Here is a 21,499-nt window from a genome sequence, read left to right on the forward strand (position 1 = left end):
TGAATAACCTTTCCATTGATGTTTTTAATATTTATTAAGGCTATTTTATTAGCTTAATATTACATTTTTTAGCTTATTCTATGCTGATAAAAAAAATAATTTTAAATATTAGCATTGTCAGCAATTTTACAAATTTAATGTGGTATTTATATCGATTAATCAGTGTTTAATCGTAAAAAATTAGCTAGTTTAATTTAAATGTATTGTTAAGGCACTGTTTTAATACGTTTTGTATAATTAAATAATAATTATTTGGTATATTTTAAATAAATTTCACTTGTGGTTAATTTATATAAATTAATACAGGCCTTTATAAACTTACTTAAAATCATACTTTATTTTATCTTGACCAAATGGTTTGTTTTTATGATTTTTTGCTATAGTTAAATTGTTTTTGCAACTATATCGTTATAAGTGTTTTTTGCATGCGTTTTAAATTTAAAGCTAGGTTGTTGTTATTAATACCTTTAAATGATTGAACTCTGTTTTTTTGATTCTTAAAATAAAGAAACGTAAATTATTAGAAAATTAGTTGTAAAAGTTTGTAATGAAAATGTAAGAAAACTCTGTTTTAATTTCGTTTGAATAAGCTTATAAAATAATAAGTAGATTAATAATTAGCCAAGTGAAACTTACATTAAACATATTACAAAACAAAAATTTAACTTATATCAAGGAATAATATGATGAAAACTCATCGTCTCTCACTCATTACTGGCGCAGTTGTACTTGCGCTAGGATTGTCAACAGCAGCGTTTGCTAATAATACATCTTCTTCAATTAAAGGTGAAATTGTTGGTCCTCAAGGAAACGCAGCAGTTGGCACTTCAGTAACCTTAACCCATGTTCCATCTGGAACGACTCGTACTGTTGTTGTTAACAACTCCGGCTTGTTTGGTGCTCAAGGTTTACGTGTTGGTGGCCCATATACCATTACAATTAATTCAAATAAATTTAAGAATAGAATCGTAAACGATGTTTATTTGAAATTAGGTGAACCACTTGATTTAAACTTTGCTTTAGATACTGATACAACAGAAACTATTACTGTTACAGGTTCTAGCTTAACGGCTGCCGAATTTGGTTCTACAAGTCCAGCAACTCACTTTAACTTAGAAGATCTTGAAAACGCGGCATCCGCAGATAGAGATATCAAAGATTTAGTTCGAGTAGACCCTCGTATTAATATCGGCGAAGCCAATGGTGAAGAAGCTATTATTTGTGCTGGTAGTAATCCACGCTCAAGTAGTTTAACCGTTGATGGCGTTCGTATGAACGATAGTTTTGGCTTAAATTATAATGGTTATCCAACTGTTCGTATGCCATTTTCTTTCAGTTCTTTAGATCAAATTACTGTCGAAATAGCGCCATTTGGTGTTCAAGCTGGCGGTTTTACGGGTTGTAATATAAATGCCGTAACTAAATCTGGTACAAATGAATTACACGGTAGCGTATTTTATGACTATTCAAGTGATTCACTTCGTGGTGATAAAATTGAAGGCGAAGATATTGATACCGGTAACTATACCGAAAAACGCTTTGGTTTTGACGTTGGTTTTCCTTTAATTCAAGATAAGTTATTCTTTTTTGGTGCCTATGAAAAGCTTGAAGGCGCGCAAATGTTTCAATATGACGCATTAGGCAACCAAATATCGCAAGCTGAATTAGATCGTGCTATTCAAATTGCTCGCGATGTATATAATTATGATGCTGGTGGAACTCCATCATCAATGCCGGTAGAAGATGAGAAAGTTCTAATTAAATTAGACTGGAACATTAATGACGAGCATCGTGCATCACTAGTTTATAATTATAATGATGGTTTTCGTTTAGACCAATCAGATGAACGTAATAATACTGTAACATTGAGCAATCATTTTTATGAAGTTGGTGCAAAACTTAATTCTATTGTTGGTTCACTTTATTCAGATTGGACGGATAACTTTTCAACAGAGTTAAGAGTCGGCCGAATTAAACTTGATAACCGTCAGCAGTCGCTTGATGCTGATAGTGGCTTTGGTGAAGTTCAAATTGAACGTATAAATGGTGCCAGTATATATTTAGGTCCAGATGATTCTCGCCAATCTAATGCATTAAACTGGGAAAGTGAATCACTTAAATTTTCAGGTTCATATTATTTAGATAACCATACTATTTCTGGCGGTTATGAGTTTGAAAACTTAAACGTATTTAATTTATTTATGCAACATACTGTTGGTGAATATCGTTTCAACGGATTAGATGATTTTGAATCTGGTATGGCTGATGATATTTATTATAACAACTCGGCGGGTACAAATAACCCTGATGATGCAGCAGCTAATTTTGAATATGCAACACATGCTGCTTACATTCAAGACGAATACGTATTTGACGATGTGGATTTAACGATTGTGTTTGGTTTACGTTATGATTGGTACACCAGTGATGACAAGCCAAGATATAACGAAATTTTTTCTGAAAGATATGATATGAGAAATGATCATACACTTGACGGTAAAAGTTTAATACAACCTCGCTTTGGTTTTAACTGGCGTGTTGAAGACAACCTAGAAGTTCGTGGTGGCTTTGGTCTTTATTCTGGTGGTAATCCAAATGTATGGCTATCTAATTCATATTCAAACGATGGTATTACAAATATTGATACCTATCGTAGAGACTTTCAGTTATTAAACCCTGATGGTACACCAATTGACGGCCTATTTAGTGGTGCTGGCAATCCAATATATAACCCATTACAAGAACAAGTTGATGAAGTAACTGCAAATGATCCATCTTTAGGGAATGAGCCTTCAGTAAATGCAATCGATGCTGATTTTGATATTCCGTCTGAGTGGAAATATAACTTAGGTTTTACTTACACTACAGAAAGTGAATATATTATCCAAGGTGATATTCTATATTCTCAGAAAAAAGACAGTGCGATTATCAATGCGTTAAGTTGGGATAATGCTGGACGAACTGAAACTGCCGATGGTAGAGCGGTTTACGACTATGTTGTTGTCGGACAACGTGATAATGGCAGTGACATTAAGCGTAATTTCCGTAAGAGTGACTTAATATTAACTAACGCAAAAGAAGATGGTAAATCTACAACTATCTCTATTGCAGTAAAGAAAGAGTTTGATTTTGGTTTAGATGCTTCATTTGGTTATGCTTATAATAAATCTGAAGATGTTTCACCAATGACTAGCGCCGTATCATTTTCTAACTTTACCGGTTTTGCAACGACAGATGCTCAAAACCCTGGTTTAGCTACGTCGAATTATGAAACGCCGCATAGATTTACATTTAACTTACGTTATGCCACAGAGTTTGTTGATAACTATAGAACAACGTTCACTCTATTTGGCTCTCGCACACAGGGCAGACCAATGTCTTATGCGTTTGATGGTATGACTGTTGGTGCAACTGAATTTAGCAGTCGTAGACATTTACTTTACGTTCCAACGGGTATTGATGATCCAAATGTAAACTTTGCAGATGATTTTAATCACGATGAGTTTAACCAGTTTATTGATGCTGAAGGTTTAAAGCGTGGTGAAACGGTTAAGCGTAATTCACATAATGCTTCTTGGCACACCCGTTTAGATTTCAAAATTGATCAACAATTACCAGGTTTCTATGAAGGCCATAAAGCAAGTGCATATTTAGTTATTAAAAACCTTGCTAACATGCTGAATGATGACTGGGGTGTTAAGAAAACCGGTAACTTTACTGCGCAAAACGTAGTTGACGCTGATTTGAATAGTGATGGTACTTATGACTTTAATGAGTTTATCCCTTCCAATGCAGAAGAGACAACGTTCTTAACGCAATCGTTATGGGAAGTTCGTATAGGTGTTAAATACAAGTTTTAATAACTAGTAATTAATACTTTGTTTTAAAAGCCAACAGTGATGTTGGCTTTTTTTTTACTTAATTCTAATGTTAAATTATTTGTTCATATTTTGACGATACTTTGATTTATTTACACACAGTTTAAAACTTTTAAGTTGCTTTTCTATTAGTGATTTAATAGGATAGATGATAACTTGACCACATGGTCAGATAAAGGTTTTTTATAATGTCTAATATTGAAGAAAATAAAATCTTAGCGCTTGTTGATGCAGCGAAAGATGGCTTTGAAAAAGCCTATGCGCCATACAGTAACTTTCATGTTGGTGCTGCTGCGCTAACGGTTAGCGGTAAGATCGTTAAAGGCTGTAATGTTGAAAATGCTTCTTACGGTTTAACGGTTTGCGCTGAACGTAATTGTTTAGCACAAGGGGTTATTTCAGGCGAACAAGCGTTTTCAGCGATGGTGATTTATACCAATCAAGAAAAGTTAACGCCGCCATGTGGTGCTTGTCGACAAGTTATTGTTGAGTTTTTAGCTCCAAACGCACTGGTTATGGCTGTTAACCATAATAATGACAGAAAGCAATGGACAGTAAACGAACTATTACCTGATGCTTTTATGCCCAAAGATTTACTTGAAAAATAAGGATTTTAGTTCATGTTATTACCGCAAGAAATAATTCGCACCAAACGAAATGGTGGTTCACTCTCTAAAGAACAAATTCAGAGCTTTGTTGATGGATTGGTAACAAAAGATTTTAATGATGCTCAAGCAGGTTCAATGGCAATGGCGATATTTCAACAAGGTATGGAAACCCGTGAAATTATCGACTTTACCATGGCAATGAAAAATTCAGGTGATGTGCTGTCGTGGCCAGAATTAGAAGGCCCGGTGGTTGATAAACACTCAACGGGTGGTGTTGGCGATAAGGTTAGCTTTATGTTGGCGGCCATTGTTGCAGCTTGTGGTGCTTATGTGCCTATGATCGCAGGTCGTGGCTTGGGTCATACGGGTGGTACAGCAGATAAACTAGAAAGTATCGCCGGCTTTAATGTTCAACCCAGTATTGCTGAGTTTAAAGGTATAGTTAAAGATTTAGGTATGGCGATTATCTCGCAAACTGACAATTTAGCACCTGCGGATAAACGCTTATATGGCATACGTGATATTACTGCTACGGTAGAATCTATTCCTTTGATCACCGCTTCTATATTGTCGAAAAAGTTGGCAGCAGGGCTTGATACTTTAGTTATGGACGTGAAAGTTGGCAATGGCGCTATGATGTCCAATATTGATGATGCTAGAGCCTTAGCGCAAAGCATTGTAAATGTTGCCAATGGAGCTGGCGTTCCGACGCAAGCTATTATCACTGACATGAACCAAGTGCTAGGGGCTACTGCAGGTAATGCTTTGGAAATGGCTGAAACGGTTAAATATTTAAACGGCACATTACGTGAACCTCGTTTACATGCCGTGGTAGTTTCATTAGCTAAAGCTATGTTAGTTAGTGCAAAGGTTGTGGAAAATGAAGATAAAGCCTTGATAAAAATTAACAGTGTACTAGCTTCTGGTGCTGCAGCTGAAATATTTAGTAAGATGATTCATGCGCTAGGAGGTCCAAATGATTTTATGGAAGATCCGTGGCGTTCAATGGAGCGTGCGCAATGTATTAAAGATGTTGTTGCTTTAGAGCATGGTTATATCAATGGCATGCAAACACGTGATATTGGTTTGGCTGTTGTTGGCTTAAAAGGCGGACGTACAGCAAATGGTCAGCAAATTGATCATAGTGTTGGTTTTGACCGAGTATTGCCTATTGGCACGCTAGTTAACCGTGGCGACGTCGTTGCCCGAGTACATGCTAGAGATGAAAACTCACTACTACAAGCAAGTCAGCAATACCAAGCGGCTTTAGTTATTGGTGAAAAGCAAGCTGAACAACAGCCGATTATCTATCAAACAATTTCCGCTTAGTTGTTAATAAGATAGCTATATTTTTATGAGAAAACTAAAAAGGAATGCCATGGCATTCCTTTTTTATTCGTTAGGTTAAATTTAAAGGCTTTCGAACTCAGTTAATGCCAAACTAGCGCTTTAAAGTGCTTTCGACAAAGCGATTCGTAGCGTTCATTACCACCCACTTCTATTTGCTCACCACCTTTAACAGCATTGCCATGTTCATCACAGCGCATAACAAAATTGGCTTTTTTCCCGCAATGACAAATGGTTTTTAATTCTACTAATTTATCAGCCCAAGCTAACAGGGCGGCGCTGCCAAGAAAGGTTTCGCCAAGAAAATCTGTACGAATGCCATAAGCTAACACGGGTATTTTTAATTCATCAACAATATTGGTTAATTCTTTAACCTGCAGTTTAGTTAAAAATTGCGCTTCATCAATCAATATACAAGCAATTTTACTATCCTTAATTTGATTTTTTACCCGGCTGAATATATCGGTATTATCATCAAATAATAAGGCGTCGGCATGAATGCCTAATCTTGATGATACCTTACCTTTGGCAAATCTATCGTCTATTTGTGCAGTAAACAATAATGTTTCTAAGCCACGTTCTTGATAATTATAAGATGACTGTAAAAGGTGAGTCGATTTACCGGCATTCATGGTTGAATAATAAAAATATAATTGTGCCATTGCTTAATAATGTCCTAATTATGGTTGATTGATTACTGATAATTAAATCTGTTTGAAATAATTTAATTAATAGCTTGTTGGGTCTGCAGTTTTATTAGTCGCGCCTAAAGTGTTGAGTAAATTCGTTAATAAACTACTGGCACCAAATCTAAAGTTGGCTTTAGTTGCCCAACTATCACCTAAAATATTTGCGGCTAAATCTAGGTAAACCGCGGCATCATCAGCATTTTTTACGCCACCAGCAGGCTTAAAACCCACCAGCGTATTTTTATCTTTAATTACTTTTAGCATTAACTCAGCTGATTTAGGTGTCGCATTAACTAACACTTTACCTGTTGAGGTTTTGATGAAATCAGCACCGGCAGCGATACAAATTTCACTGGCTTGAGTAATAAGTTTATCAGCTTTAAGCTCACCAGTTTCAATAATAACTTTCAGCTGTACGCTACTACCACATACTTTTTTACAAGCTTTGACGAGTTCGAAGCCAACTTTATCATTACCCTTTATTAATGCGTTATAGGGAAATACAACATCCACCTCATCTGCGCCATAGGCGATAGCCGCTTTAGTTTCAGCTACAGCTATATTAATATCGTCGTTACCGTGTGGAAAGTTTGCTACCGTGGCAATTTTTATTTCTGGCGTACCTTGTTCAGCTAAGGTTTTTTTCGCTAAAGGTATAAAACGCGGGAAGATACAAATGGCGGCTGTGTTACCGCAAGGTGATTTCGCCTTTTTGCAAAGCTTGATAATATCATCGGCTGTTTCAATATCGGTTAAACTGGTTAAATCCATCATGTTAAGTGCACTTTGTGCGTACTGTTCTAACGTTGTCATGATCTGCCTCAGAGTTGTGATAGGTTTTAACAAAACAGCCTAGCGCTGATGGCTAGGCTTTTAGAAAATGGTTATAACGTAATAAACTATAAGCTTACGAATACACCGGCAATAGCGGCACTCATTAAGTTAGCCATAGTTGCTGCTAGCATTGCTTTCATGCCCAAACGAGCAATATCAGGGCGACGACTTGGTGCCATTGAGCCAATACCACCCAATAAAATAGCAATTGAAGATAAGTTAGCAAAACCACACAAAGCAAAAGTGACAATCGCTTGAGTTGTTGGAGATAAAGTGTCTTTAATTTCAACAAAGTTGACGTAGGCAAAGAACTCATTTACCACTATTTTTTGGCCAATAAAGCTACCTGCTTGCAACATTTCTTCAAATGGTACACCGATAAGGTAAGCAAATGGCGCAAAAATATAACCCAGTAGCCATTCAATAGTAATGCCTTCAAACCCTAATAAACTGCCAAAACCTGTCACCATAGAATTAAGTAATGCGATAATGGCGATAAAGGCAAGTAACATGGCACCGACGTTAACAGCAAGTTTGAGGCCTGAAGCGGCACCTGTGGCTGCTGCATCAATAACATTAGCAGGTTTAGCGCCTGCTTCAGCTAATTCTACCTCGCTGTAGTCATTAGTAATTTCTTCAGTTTCAGGTAATAGTAATTTTGCCATAAGCAAACCACCTGGCGCAGCCATAAAAGATGCAGCAATTAAATATTCAAGCTTCACACCTAAACCAGCATAACCCGCGAGTATTGAACCTGCGACAGAGGCAAGTCCGCCAACCATAATGGCAAAAAGTTCTGATTGACTCATTTTTGCAATATAAGGACGAATAACTAAAGGGGCTTCTGTTTGCCCAACAAAGATATTAGCGGTTGCTGAAAGCGATTCAGGCTTTGATGTTTTTAATAGTTTTTGTAAGCCACCACCGATAATTTTTACTACCCACTGCATAATATTAAGGTAATAAAGTACCGCGATAAGCGATGAGAAAAAGATAATAACGGGCAATACACGAATAGCAAAAACAAACCCAACGCCGTTATCAAACATGGCATCGGTACCTAAACCACCGAATAAAAAGTTTATGCCTGCTTGTGCACTATTAATAACTTGTTGAACACCATTAGTAATAGACCCCAATACATCTTTACCAAAAGGGACATAAAGTACAAATGCACCGAGTAATATTTGTAATGCAAAGGCAAAACCTACGGTGCGCCAATTTATTGCGCTGCGATCTTTAGATAAAAAATACGCCACTGCCAATAGCGCGAAAATACCAATGACACCTCGAAGTGCACTTAATTCCATAATTACCTCATAAATTATTTTGTTATCGTTATTATATTTATTTAGATTTTATCTATATTAATTTTTTATAAAAGCTTACAAACGTTGATTCATTAGTTGACGAATTTTTGCTTTTAGCATTTCTATTGCCATTCTATTTTTACCACCACGCGTCACCACAATATCGGCGAAGGGTTTATTTGGCTGTATATGTTGGTGATACATAGGTCGAACGGTGGTTAAATATTGTTCGGTGATTGAGGCTATGCTTCGTGACCGTTCAATGGTATCTCTATTTATTCTTCGAACTAAGCAAATGTCGAGCGGGGTATCAATATAAATTTTTATATCAAATTTGTCTCTTAGCTCTTTATCTGAAAATAGAAGAATGCCTTCAATTAGAATTATTGGTGTGGGTGCTAAATGCAGCGTTTCGGCTAAACGGGTATGAGTTTTATAACAGTAAGTAGGTATATCAACGCTTTCACCAGCACTTAATTGGGTTAAATGTTGTGACAATAAACTATGTTCAAAAGCACTGGGATGATCATAATTGGTTTTTACGCGCTCTGCCATCGACAGATGTGATTGACTATTGTAGTACGAATCTTCTTTGATGATAGCAATACCACTTGACCCTAGCTCAGGTAACAGTTCATCGTAAATAGTTTGCGCAAATAGTGATTTTCCAGATGCTGAAGCACCGGTTACCGCAATAATCGTCGGTTTATTGGTTTGCAAAACAGAGAGCCTTAAAAAATATGATTAACAAAAGGGTTAAGTATTTATAGCGATGCTGTGTAGATAAGTCATCGCACTCATATTATGGACTAATTAATCTGAAATTCATTAAAATTTAGGCAAAAGGATTAGCTATGCCCTAAATATTTACAAAATATCTGTTGTCTATAATGTATTGCTTGGTAAAGTATCACATGTTGACCATTTGGTCATGAAATTTATCAGTATAAATGAGGATAAATTTGAAAAATTTGTTAAAATGCATTGATCTAATAACAGGACATTAAAATGGCAAGAGCAATAGTTTTAGTAATCGACAGTTTTGGCATCGGGCATGCACCCGATGCAGCCGACTTTGGCGATATCAGTGCCAATACTTTTGCTAATTTAGCGCGATATTTCTATCAGCACGAAAAACGTGAAATCAAAGTTCCTAACTTAGCAAAAATGGGCTTAGTTCAAGCGGCTTTTGAAGCAGGTAAATGTAGTTTTCCCGTAGTAAAGCAAACGCCAGTGCAGGGTGTTTATGGTTATGCAGCAGAGATTAGTACAGGCAAAGATACGCCTAGTGGCCATTGGGAAATGATGGGTGTCCCCGTACTTTTTGATTGGGACTATTTTCCAAAGGAAGGTAATGCCTTTCCCGCTGATCTCATCGAAAAAATTAACAAAGCAACTGGCTTTGACTCAATTTTAGGTAATTGCCATGCCTCGGGCACCGATATTATTAACAAGCTTGGGCAAGAGCATATCAAATCAGGATTACCTATTTGTTATACCTCAGCTGACAGTGTGTTTCAGGTAGCAGCTCATGAAGAGCATTTTGGTTTAGATAATCTTTATAAATACTGTGAAACAGTACGTGAGATAATGGCTGACATGAATGTTGGCCGTGTTATCGCACGTCCTTTTGTTGGTAGCAGTCCTGAAGACTTTACCCGTACCGGCAATCGTCGTGACTATTCTATTTTACCGCCAGCGCCTACCGTATTAGACAAATTCACTGAAGCGGGTGGTTATGTCATTAGTGTCGGTAAAATTGCCGATATTTATGCACATCAAGGTATTAGCGAAAAAACTAAAGCAACAGGTATCGATGCTTTATTGGATGCTACAATTTCACATATAAATACGGCGCAAGACAATAGTCTGATATTCACTAATTTAGTCAATTTTGACCAAGATTATGGCCATCGCCGAGATCCGGTAGGATATGCTTTAGCATTAGAAAATTTTGATAAGCGCTTACCAGAAGTTGTAGCAGCGATGAATGAAGATGACGTACTCTTTTTAACCGCTGATCATGGTTGCGACCCTACTTGGCACGGCAATGACCATACCCGAGAGTATGTACCTGTTATTGCATTTCACAAACAGGTACGATCTGTTAATATTGGGGAACGCAGTACCTTTGCAGATATTGGTCAAACTATTGCAGAGTTATTTAAATTAGATAAAATGCCTTATGGTACAAGTTTTTTGTCTGATCTTGATCTATAAATAATTATTAATCACTTTGCCCTTTATATAGATAGAGGGCATAGTGAATAAAAATAAATTTAACATGAAACATAAACAGTTCTTGGGAGAGTACTTAAATGAATGTTTTTAAAAAAACGTCGCTCGCACTTTGTGTAAATGCGGCTATTTTCGCGTGTGGAGCAAGTGTATCTGCAACTGCTATTGCGCAAGAAAATGCTGACAAAATCGACGTTGTAGGCGTTGAAGTTATTGAAGTAACCGCGCGTAAGCGTACTGAAAACATAAAAGATGTGCCTATTTCAGTTTCGGCACTTACGCCTAAAAAACTTGAAGTATTAGGTTCTTCTGGAATGGATGTGAGAGCACTCTCTGCGAAAGTGCCAAGTTTATTAATAGAGTCTTCTTTTGGTCGTACGTTTCCACGGTTTTATATTCGTGGTTTAGGTAATACTGATTTCGATTTGCTAGCATCACAACCTGTTTCATTGATTTATGATGACGTTGTTTTAGAAAATGCCTTAACTAAAGGTATGCCAATGTTCGACATTGAACGTGTAGAAGTTTTGCGCGGTCCTCAAGGTACATTATTTGGTCGTAACACCCCAGCGGGCATTGTTAAAGTACAATCGAAAAAACCAACGCAAGATTTTGACGCCAACATTTCTGGTTCATATGGTAGTTTCGGTAGCACTGATTTACGTCTTGCTGTTGGCGGTGGTTTGACCGATACATTGTCAGCACGTGTAGCATTATTACAACAAGACCGTGATGATTGGATTGACAACAAAGCGCCTGGTTTTGAAGTAAAAGATCAACTTGGTGGTTACACTGAAACAGCAGGCCGTTTGCAATTGTTATGGGAGCCAAGTGACGATTTCTCTGCGTTGTTTAACTACCATTTCCGTGACGCAGAAGCCGATGCTCGAATCTTTAGAGCTAATATTATTAAGCCAGGTACTAACGACTTAGTAAATGATTTTGACCGTGAAACAGTCTTTCATGACGCTGCTGTTCGTAACAGCCAAACAGTTGATATGAAAGGTGCAAGTTTAAAACTTGAATATGATATGGGTGACCACACCCTAACATCGGTGACCGGTTATGAGTCAGCTGAAATGTTTTCAGTAGGCGATATTGACGGTGGTTACGGTGCATCATTCTTACCTGATTACATGGGACCTGGTTTCATTCCGTTCCCTTCTGAAACTGGTGCTAGAATGCCAGATCATAAGCAGTTAACTCAAGAATTACGTATCGCGAGTAATGACATAGGTAAGTTAGATTACCAATTTGGTTTGTTTTTATTCGACGAAGACTTAACTATTCATAACTTAAGTTTCGATACTTTAGGTGGCGGCGCACAAAACGGCATCGCTATCCAAAAGATGGAAACTTCAGCTTGGGCAATCTTTGGTTCACTTGATTACGAAGTTTCAGACAAATTAAATATTAATGGTGGCCTACGTTATTCAGATGATAAGCGTGACTGGGAAGGTGAATTAGTTCAATCGCCATTTGGTGCACCGGGCTTTTCTGAAATTAATAATGTTTCAGATTCACAAGTTAGTGGTGATTTAAGTGCTACTTACAAATTAAACGATGAAACTAACGTTTATGCTCGTTTAGCTCGCGGTTACCGTGCGCCAAGTATTCAAGGTCGTAGTTTACTATTCTCGGCAAATTCAACAACAGCAGACTCTGAAACTGTAGATTCAATCGAAACAGGTTTCAAATCGGTATTTTTAGAAAATACGGCTCGTGTTGATGGCTCAGTATATTACTTTGTTGTTAATGATCAGCAGTTAACTGCTGTTGGTGGTTCAGGTAACGTTGCAAGTTTACTTAATGCCGATAAATCTGTTGGTTATGGTTTTGAAGTTGATTCAGAATACTTTGTTACCGCTGATTTAGTGTTAACGGCAAGCGTAAGTTATAACCATACAGAACTGCAAGATAGCAATGTTGCAGTACCAGGTTGTGGTGGTGGTTGTACAGTAACTTCACCATTAAATGGTGACGGTTTAGCCATGATTGATGGTAATTCATTACCACAATCGCCTGAATGGATCACAAACTTAGCGGCTCGTTGGACGAAAGAAATTGGTGATGGTGAACTTTATGTTTACACTGATTGGTCTTACCGCAGCGAAGTTAACTTTTTCTTATACGAATCAACAGAGTTTACTGGTGATGCGTTATTAGAAGGTGGTGTTCGTGTTGGTTATGAATGGTATACAGACGGCGCAGAATACGAAGTAGCTCTTTTTGGTCGTAATATTACCGATGAAGAACAACTTACCGGTGCTATCGATTTCAATAACTTAACGGGTTATGTTAACGAACCTCGCTTTTGGGGTGTTGAATTTAAAGCGAACTTCTTTTAATAAGGAGCTTTGCTTTAAACATAACTTAATAAGTTATAATTAAAAAAACCGGTTATCAATTTGATAACCGGTTTTTTTATGTGCAGGATGTACGGTATATCTCGGCTGTATGTATGCAAAAGAGCATTTATGTGAGGGCTTAAATTGAGTTTTGTTCTTCAGATAATAACTAAGTAGTAACTTCCATCTTGGTATATCGCAGTTGCATCGATAAAAAAGAGCGGGCATAAAGCGGAATTATATTCTTTGAGAGTAATAAATATGCTTTACCTTCTTTCCTTAAATAACAAAGAAGGTCACCGCACTTTAATTACATTCTTGTTTTAATAGCGTTTGCTAAAACATTGAGGATTTCTTCGCTGGTATCTAGGTTGATACAAGCATCGGTAATACTTTGCCCGTAAACTAAAGGTTTATCTGCGACAACTTTTTGATTACCTGCCACCATAAAGCTTTCAATCATCACGCCGAATATAGATTGGTTACCTGATTGTATTTGCTCAGCCAATGAATTGGCCACATCAATTTGTTTGTTATGGTTTTTAAAGCTATTACCGTGACTACAGTCGATCATCACTTTTTCAGCTAAACCAGCTTTGGTTAAGGTTTCACAAGTTTGAGTTATATATTCTTCTTGATAATTCGGCGCTTTACCACCGCGCAAAATTACGTGGGCAAAAGGGTTGCCATGTGTTTGATAGATACACATTTGACCACTTTTATTAGGCGAATAAAGTACATGAGGAACACTTGAGGCTTTAATGGCGTCAACCGCAATTTGAATATTGCCATCGGTGCCGTTTTTAAAGCCAACTGGACATGAAAGGGCAGATGCCAATTCCCTGTGGACTTGGCTCTCTGTGGTACGTGCGCCAATAGCGCCCCAGCTGATCAAATCAGAAATATATTGGCCTGTTACCATATCTAAAAATTCAGTACCGGCAGCTAGCCCTAACTTATTAATTTCCATCAGTAAATTACGTGCTAGATTTAAGCCTTTAGCAACACGGAATGACTTGTCTAAATCAGGGTCACTAATTAAACCTTTCCAACCGACGGTTGTACGTGGCTTTTCAAAATATACGCGCATTACAATCAGTAATTCGTTGGCATACTTTTCATTCAATTTTTTCAATTTCTTTGCGTAGTCAATTGCCGCTTCAGTATCATGAATAGAACAAGGGCCAATAATGACCAGCAAGCGTTTATCATCGCCATTAATGATGGCTTCAATATCCTTACGGCTTTTGATAATAAAATTCGCGGTTTTATCGTCCAGCGGAATTTGCTCAGCTAGTTCAGCAGGCGAAACTAAATTGTCAATTAATGTGGTTCTAAATTCATCTGTTTTTATGGTCATGGGCTATCAAATGCTGGTTAGCCTGCATATGTATATGCAGCGCAATAATAATATCGCGCTAACATAACGAATATAGCCACTTATGTGAACCGCTTTCTAAGAATTTATGAAACTAAATTGTTATAAGTTAATATTTATAGCGCTGAAGACCTGTTTCAGACAATATTTTAGCAGTAATTTCTTCTATTGAAAGCTTGGTGGTGTTTAGGAAAGGAATTTTTTCTTGTTTATATAACTTTTCAACTTCTCGTACTTCCATGCGACATTGCCGTGCTGAGGAATATTTAGTGTTCGCCATTCTGCCATCACGAATATCCACTAAGCGCTCGGCATCTATGGTTAAACCAAATAATTTCTTTTTATGCATTTTTAAAAAAGAGGGTATTTGAAGTTCGTCCATATCGTCATCGGTAAAGGGATAATTTGCTGCTTTAATACCGTATTGAAGCGCTAAATAAAGTGCAGTGGGGGTTTTACCTGAGCGGGAAACACCAACAAGTATCACGTCTGCATGCTCATAGTTAGTCACATTTGAACCATCATCATTTGCCAATGAATAGTTAACCGCATCAATGCGATAATCATAACTATTCTCGTGAATACTGTGTGTTCTATGGGCTTTTGGTTTAGCTTCAATGCCAAGTTGTTGTTCAAGGGGCTTAACAAAGTGTTCGAGGAAGTTATAAATTACACCGTCACAGCCATCGATAATTTCTCGAATATCTGGATTCACAAAAGTGTGAAAAACCAGTGGCGGCAATCCAGTGCGTTTAGCGGCTTTATTTATTCGCTTACAAGCGTCAAGTGCTTTTTCTTTGGTTTCAACAAAAGGAATGGTGTCGTGTTCAAACTCCATCGGAAAAAGTGATAATAATGCATGACCAAAAACTTCAGAGGTGATGGCTGTTCCGTCAGAAATATAAAAAGCTGCGCGCATAGTAAAACCTATTATTTAATTTTGTAATGGATAGTGAAAACTTTCAAATAGTGCTTTAGTTTCAATGTTAGCAGTGTAAAATGTCTGCAGCGCGAAATACACCGTTTATTAATACTTAGATTGATAAAAGTGTTAAGAAAGTTATTTTTGATAGGTTTTTATAAATAATTTTCTTAAATTTTATTATTTCTAGTGGAGATGTTGTCGTGCAAGAATACGTGCTTTGGTATGAAAATTTAGGAATGAATGATGTTGATCGCGTAGGCGGTAAAAATGCATCATTGGGTGAAATGATTTCTAATCTTTCAAATGTTGGTGTGCAAGTGCCGGGTGGCTTTGCTACTACCTCATTTGCTTTTAATGAATTTCTAGAACAAAGTGGTTTGAACGATAAAATTTATCTTTTGTTAGATGATTTAGATGTCGGTGATATTAATGCCTTGGCTGAATGTGGTAGTAAAATCCGTCAATGGGTTATTGATACGCCATTTTTACCTGATATGCAGCACGATATAGAACAAGCTTACACAAAACTTGCCGATGGCTTTGCCGATGACGCTTCATTTGCTGTTCGTTCATCAGCAACCGCAGAAGATATGCCAGACGCTTCTTTTGCTGGCCAACAAGAAACTTTCCTGAATGTTCGTGGTTTAGACGCGGTAATGATCGCGATTAAACACGTATTTGCTTCACTCTTTAATGACCGTGCTATTTCTTATCGTGTGCATCAAGGATATGACCATCGAGGCGTTGCGCTTTCTGCGGGAATTCAACGTATGGTGCGCAGTGATATCTCTTCTAGTGGTGTTATGTTCTCTATCGACACTGAATCAGGCTTTGAAGATGTAGTATTTATTACTTCTAGCTACGGCTTAGGTGAAATGGTAGTGCAGGGCGCCGTTAACCCTGACGAATTCTATGTTCATAAACCGACCTTAGCGAAAGGTAAACCTGCCGTTGTGCGCCGAAATATTGGTAGTAAAGCAATTAAGATGATTTATGCTGCTACTCAAGAACATGGCAAGCAAGTTGAAATTGTTGATATCGAGCAAGCACAATCTGATACTTTCTCACTTAATGATAAAGAAGTTGAAGAATTAGCAAAACAAGCGGTAATTATTGAAAAACACTATGGCCGTGCCATGGATATTGAATGGGCTAAAGACGGCCTAGACGGTAAGCTTTATATTGTACAAGCGCGCCCAGAAACAGTTAAAAGTCGCGAAAATGCTAATGTTATGGAGCAATTTCAATTACAGGCTACCGCTGACATCATTTGTGAAGGTCGCTCAATTGGTCATAAAATAGGCAGTGGTGAAGCTAAAGTATTATCATCATTGGCTGAAATGGACAAAATATTACCCGGCGATGTTTTAGTTACAGATATGACTGACCCTGATTGGGAGCCGATCATGAAACGTGCTTCCGCCATTGTTACTAACCGTGGCGGTCGAACTTGTCATGCGGCAATTATTGCTCGTGAAATGGGTATTCCTGCGGTTGTTGGTTGTGGTGATGCGACTAAAAAGATAGCCACAGGTGATGAAATTACCGTTTCTTGTGCTGAAGGTGATACCGGCTTTATTTATCAAGGTAAATTGGATTTCACGGTGACCACCTCAGAAGTTGACTCAATGCCAGACTTGCCATTGAAAATAATGATGAATGTCGGCAATCCAGATCGCGCATTTACTTTTGCTCGCTTACCACACGCTGGTATTGGTTTGGCGCGCTTAGAATTTATTATTAACAAAATGATCGGTGTACACCCGAAAGCACTATTGAACTTTGACGAACAATCAGTAGAGCTTCAAGAAGAAATTCGTGAAATTATTGCTGGTTACGACAATCCTGTTGAGTTTTATATTGCTAAATTAACCGAAGGTATTTCAACTTTAGCCGCTGCGTACGCACCAGAAAAAGTGATTGTGCGTATGTCTGATTTTAAATCAAACGAATATGCTAATTTAGTCGGTGGCGAAGACTTCGAGCCAGAAGAAGAAAATCCGATGATCGGCTACCGTGGAGCGTCTCGCTATATTTCTAAAGATTTTAGAGATTGTTTTGCACTTGAGTGTGAAGCTATTAAACGCGTTCGTAACGAAATGGATATGACTCATGTTGAGATTATGATCCCGTTTGTGCGCACTGTTGAAGAAGCTTCTACGGTTATTGATATTCTTGCTGAGCACGGTTTAAAACGTGGCGAAAATGGTTTACGTATTATCATGATGTGTGAACTACCTTCTAATGCGTTATTAGCCGACCAGTTTTTAGATTACTTTGATGGCTTCTCAATTGGCTCTAACGACTTAACGCAATTAACTTTAGGTTTGGACCGTGACTCTGGTTTAGTCGCACACTTATTTGATGAGCGTGATCCTGCAATTAAAATATTATTAGCAATGGCGATTAAAGCGTGTAAAGCGCGTGGAAAATATGTCGGCATTTGTGGTCAAGGTCCTTCAGATCACCCTGACTTTGCTGCTTGGCTAGTAGAGCAAGGTATTGATAGTGTCTCACTAAATCCAGATACTGTATTGCCAACATGGTTGTATTTAGCCGAGCAGCATAATAAAAAGTAAATTGCAGTTTATGCGCTTTCAACTAAAGGTCCTGAATTTTTCAGTTTGAAGTTAAGCGTATATAAATTACTTTTACATTAAACAAGCCTAGGTACTTTTTATCATGACGATGATAAAAAAGTTCTTAGGCTTTTTTTGTTAAAAGATCAAATTGACAAACTGCCATGATATAATATTGGTCACATAATATTGTTAATAGAACTTTTATCCATGTTACCTCGCTTAAGTCCTCAAGAGTTAGTTTCTCCTCTATATCAAGAGTTTGCCAAGATTTTGGCAACTAAACACTTTACCGGTGATATTAATTTTCAATATAGCGCGCGTTTAGCTCATGCGACAGACAACAGTATTTATCAACAATTACCCCAATTAGTACTTCATCCGCGCAGCCAGAAAGACATTCAAATTGTAACGTTATTAGGCAACCAAGATAAATTTAACGAGATAAAGTTTAGTGCCCGCGGCGGCGGTACAGGTACTAATGGTCAAAGCTTAACACCTGGTGTCGTAGTTGATTTATCAAAATACATGAACCGTATTTTAGACATTAATGTTGAAGAGAATTGGGTTCGCGTTGAAGCAGGTGTGATCAAAGACCAACTAAACGATTACCTGAAGCCCTATGGGTTTTTCTTTTCGCCTGATTTATCAACCAGTAGTCGTGCAACCATTGGTGGCATGATTAATACCGATGCCTCAGGACAGGGCTCACTGGTTTATGGTAAAACTTCAGATCACGTTTTAGCACTTGAAAGCGTTCTGGCTAATGGTGAACTGCTAAGTACAAAACCTCAAACCATGGCACAAGCTCAAGCATTAACCAAACAAGACAGTACCGAAGCAAAATTAATGCAACAAGTACTTGAGTCGTGCGGTGATAATCGTGCATTAATTTTAAAAAAATTCCCTCGATTAAACCGATTCTTAACAGGTTATGATTTAGAAAACGTTTTTAATGATGACTTATCGATAGTCGATTTAAGTCGCATTATTACCGGCTCTGAAGGTTCGCTAGCCTTTGTTTGTGAGGCAAAATTAAATTTAACACCGATAGCTAACGCGAAAACTCTTATTAATATTAAATATGACAGCTTTGATTCTGCGCTTCGCCATTCTCCAAGGCTTGTGCAAGCTAAAGCAACGTCAGTTGAAACTATTGACAGCACAGTACTTAATTTAGCTAAACAGGATATTGTTTGGCAACTAGTCAGTGACATGTTGCAAGACGTTGATGGCGCCATTATGGATGGCATCAATATGGTGGAGTATAACGGCGATAGTGTTGAAAGTGTTGCTAAACAGGTTAATGCTTTATGTGCAGAGCTTGATAAAGATATTGCTAATAAAACCGGTGTTATTGGTTATCAAGTCACCTCTGATTTAGCCAGCATCGGCAAGTTGTATACAATGCGCAAGAAAGCCGTTGGCTTATTAGGTAATACTAAAGGTAGCCAAAAGCCATTAGCATTTGCTGAAGATACAGCGGTACCGCCAGAAAACCTAGCTGATTACATCGCTGAATTTAGACAACTACTTGATGGTTACGGATTGCATTACGGAATGTTTGGTCATGTTGATGCTGGGGTTTTGCATGTGAGGCCTGCACTTGATATGTGTGATCCTGAACAAGAGATTTTACTCAGAGAAATATCAGACAAGGTTGTTGCTTTAACAGCTAAATATGGCGGCTTAATGTGGGGCGAGCATGGTAAAGGTTATCGCAGTGAATACGGCCCTGAATTTTTTGGTGATACCTTATTTACTGAATTAAGAAAAATTAAAGCCGCGTTTGATCCCTTAAATAAAATGAACCCAGGTAAAATTTGTACGCCGTTTGATTCCACCGATAAGCTGGTTTCTGTTGATGATACCAAGCGTGGTTTTTACGATAGACAAATACCAGTAATAGTAAAAGACTCGTTCAATTCTGCACTTGATTGTAATGGTAATGGCTTGTGTTTTAATTATGACGTTAATAGCCCTATGTGTCCTTCAAGCAAAGTAACGCGTGATCGGAGGCAATCACCTAAAGGTAGAGCCGGCTTGATGCGTGAGTGGTTGCGCTTATTAGAAGCGAAAGGCGTTGATGTTTTAGCTTTAGAGCAAAATATACAAAGTTGGTCGGTGAAAAGCATATTAGACAAAGTTAAAAACCGTATTAATAGTCAATTTAATCGTGATGAAAACGATGACTTTTCCCATGAAGTCATGGAAGCGATGCAAGGCTGTTTAGCTTGTAAAGCTTGCGCGAGTCAGTGTCCTGTTAAAGTGGATGTGCCAGATTTTAGAGCCCGATTTATTAACCTTTACCACACGAGATATTTTAGACCTTTAAAAGATCACTTAGTGGCAAATGTAGAGTCAATGACACCAATAATGGCCAAAGTACCCAAACTAGTTAATAGTGTTTTAGCGTCTAATATTTACGATAAACTATCTCAAGTCACTATTGGTTATGTTGATACACCTTTATTGTCAATACCGACATTAGCGCAGCGAGTTACTGAGCAAAAATTTACTACATTTGAATTATCAAATCTGCAAAGTATGACGATAGATGAACGTGCTAATTCATTGCTAATCGTTCAAGACCCATTTACTTCGTTTTATGATGCAAAAGTTGTTGAAGACTTTATGTTGTTGGTGAAAAAACTTGGCTTTGATCCCATACTTTTGCCATTTAAGCCAAATGGTAAGCCTCAACATGTTAAGGGATTTTTAGGCAAGTTTGCCAAAACAGCTAAATCAACGGCTGAATTTTTAAATCAAATTCATCATCTAAAGATGCCTATGGTGGGTTTAGATGCGTCAATGGTTTTATGTTTCAGGGATGAGTATAAGCAGGCTCTTGGTATTAATCGTGGTGATTTTGAGGTGAAGTTAGCACATGAATGGTTAATAACGCTTATCGATGAAAAAACGAATAAGCCAATTAACCAAGTTAAACCTCAAAATTCTATTGCTTACAAGCTGTTTGCACATTGTACGGAGAAAACAGCATTAGCAGGTAGTGAAGGGCAGTGGCAGCACATATTCCAGTATTTTGGCTTATCTTTATCTAGTATATCTGTTGGTTGTTGTGGCATGGCAGGTACTTATGGCCATGAAAAAGTTAATTTAGAGAACTCTACATCGCTTTATAAAATGAGTTGGCAAGATAAAGTCGCCCAATTGGCCACTGAGCAAGTACTGGTTACTGGCTACTCTTGTCGTAGCCAAGTTAAGCGCTTAGACAATAAAGTGACATTACACCCAGTACAAGCGTTGTTAAACGCGATTTAGGATACTTTTAGTCGATTTAGATACGATTGCTAAGTTTAAATAATATAGCCGAATTATCGCTCTTTACATATTTCTGATGATTT

Annotated in this window: 13 protein-coding genes; 7 read left to right on the plus strand and 6 right to left on the minus strand. The window is 37.7% G+C overall.

Translation table 11 applies throughout. The features are described from left to right. Positions 1-686: 686 nt before the first annotated feature. The 3 genes from H4J38_RS08490 (at position 687) to deoA (ending at position 5,815) form a co-directional block, all read left to right on the plus strand. Positions 687-3,860: a TonB-dependent receptor gene (locus H4J38_RS08490; RefSeq protein ID WP_182131514.1), complete on the plus strand. Its 3,174-nt coding sequence runs from the start codon at positions 687-689 to the stop codon at positions 3,858-3,860. Between the two features lie 206 nt (positions 3,861-4,066). Continuing rightward, a complete protein-coding gene (locus H4J38_RS08495; RefSeq protein WP_182131366.1) occupies positions 4,067-4,486 on the plus strand; it encodes a cytidine deaminase in 420 nt (139 codons plus the stop codon). A 12-nt stretch (positions 4,487-4,498) separates the two neighbouring features. Further along, positions 4,499-5,815 (plus strand): thymidine phosphorylase, encoded by a 1,317-nt coding sequence (gene deoA, locus H4J38_RS08500; RefSeq protein WP_182131367.1) that lies wholly within the window; start codon positions 4,499-4,501, stop codon positions 5,813-5,815. 101 nt (positions 5,816-5,916) lie between these two features. Here the strand turns inward: deoA and H4J38_RS08505 are convergent, their stop codons facing one another. The 4 genes from H4J38_RS08505 to udk form a co-directional block, all read right to left on the minus strand. After that, positions 5,917-6,495 (minus strand): thymidine kinase, encoded by a 579-nt coding sequence (locus tag H4J38_RS08505; RefSeq protein ID WP_182131368.1) that lies wholly within the window; start codon positions 6,493-6,495, stop codon positions 5,917-5,919. A gap of 66 nt (positions 6,496-6,561) precedes the next feature. Further along, positions 6,562-7,335: a deoxyribose-phosphate aldolase gene (deoC, locus tag H4J38_RS08510; protein ID WP_182131369.1), complete on the minus strand. Its 774-nt coding sequence runs from the start codon at positions 7,333-7,335 to the stop codon at positions 6,562-6,564. A gap of 86 nt (positions 7,336-7,421) precedes the next feature. Further along, complete coding sequence (locus tag H4J38_RS08515) at positions 7,422-8,666, minus strand: NupC/NupG family nucleoside CNT transporter (RefSeq protein ID WP_182131370.1); 1,245 nt, start codon at positions 8,664-8,666, stop codon at positions 7,422-7,424. 75 nt (positions 8,667-8,741) lie between these two features. Next, positions 8,742-9,386, minus strand: a complete 645-nt coding sequence (gene udk, locus H4J38_RS08520; RefSeq protein ID WP_182131371.1) for a uridine kinase — start codon at positions 9,384-9,386, stop codon at positions 8,742-8,744. A 288-nt stretch (positions 9,387-9,674) separates the two neighbouring features. Between udk and H4J38_RS08525 the strand changes: the two genes are divergently transcribed. Further along, positions 9,675-10,886, plus strand: a complete 1,212-nt coding sequence (locus H4J38_RS08525; protein WP_182131372.1) for a phosphopentomutase — start codon at positions 9,675-9,677, stop codon at positions 10,884-10,886. 98 nt (positions 10,887-10,984) lie between these two features. Continuing rightward, positions 10,985-13,252 carry a TonB-dependent receptor gene (locus H4J38_RS08530; RefSeq protein ID WP_182131373.1) on the plus strand — a complete coding sequence of 756 codons (2,268 nt, stop codon included), beginning with the start codon at positions 10,985-10,987 and terminating at the stop codon, positions 13,250-13,252. 310 nt (positions 13,253-13,562) lie between these two features. Here H4J38_RS08530 and H4J38_RS08535 read toward each other — a convergent pair whose 3' ends face one another. Beyond that, positions 13,563-14,612, minus strand: a complete 1,050-nt coding sequence (locus H4J38_RS08535; protein WP_182131374.1) for a 3-deoxy-7-phosphoheptulonate synthase — start codon at positions 14,610-14,612, stop codon at positions 13,563-13,565. 127 nt (positions 14,613-14,739) lie between these two features. Continuing rightward, complete coding sequence (locus H4J38_RS08540; RefSeq protein ID WP_182131375.1) at positions 14,740-15,549, minus strand: pyruvate, water dikinase regulatory protein; 810 nt, start codon at positions 15,547-15,549, stop codon at positions 14,740-14,742. A 206-nt stretch (positions 15,550-15,755) separates the two neighbouring features. Between H4J38_RS08540 and ppsA the strand changes: the two genes are divergently transcribed. Both ppsA and H4J38_RS08550 read left to right on the plus strand, forming a co-directional pair. Next, on the plus strand, positions 15,756-18,134 hold the full coding sequence (gene ppsA / locus H4J38_RS08545) for a phosphoenolpyruvate synthase (protein ID WP_182131376.1): 2,379 nt from the start codon (positions 15,756-15,758) through the stop codon (positions 18,132-18,134). Between the two features lie 210 nt (positions 18,135-18,344). Next, complete coding sequence (locus H4J38_RS08550) at positions 18,345-21,416, plus strand: FAD-binding and (Fe-S)-binding domain-containing protein (protein WP_182131515.1); 3,072 nt, start codon at positions 18,345-18,347, stop codon at positions 21,414-21,416. Positions 21,417-21,499 lie beyond the last annotated feature (83 nt).

Source organism: Colwellia sp. BRX10-3 (genome assembly GCF_014077505.1).
In the GTDB taxonomy this organism is placed as follows: Bacteria; Pseudomonadota; Gammaproteobacteria; order Enterobacterales; family Alteromonadaceae; genus Cognaticolwellia.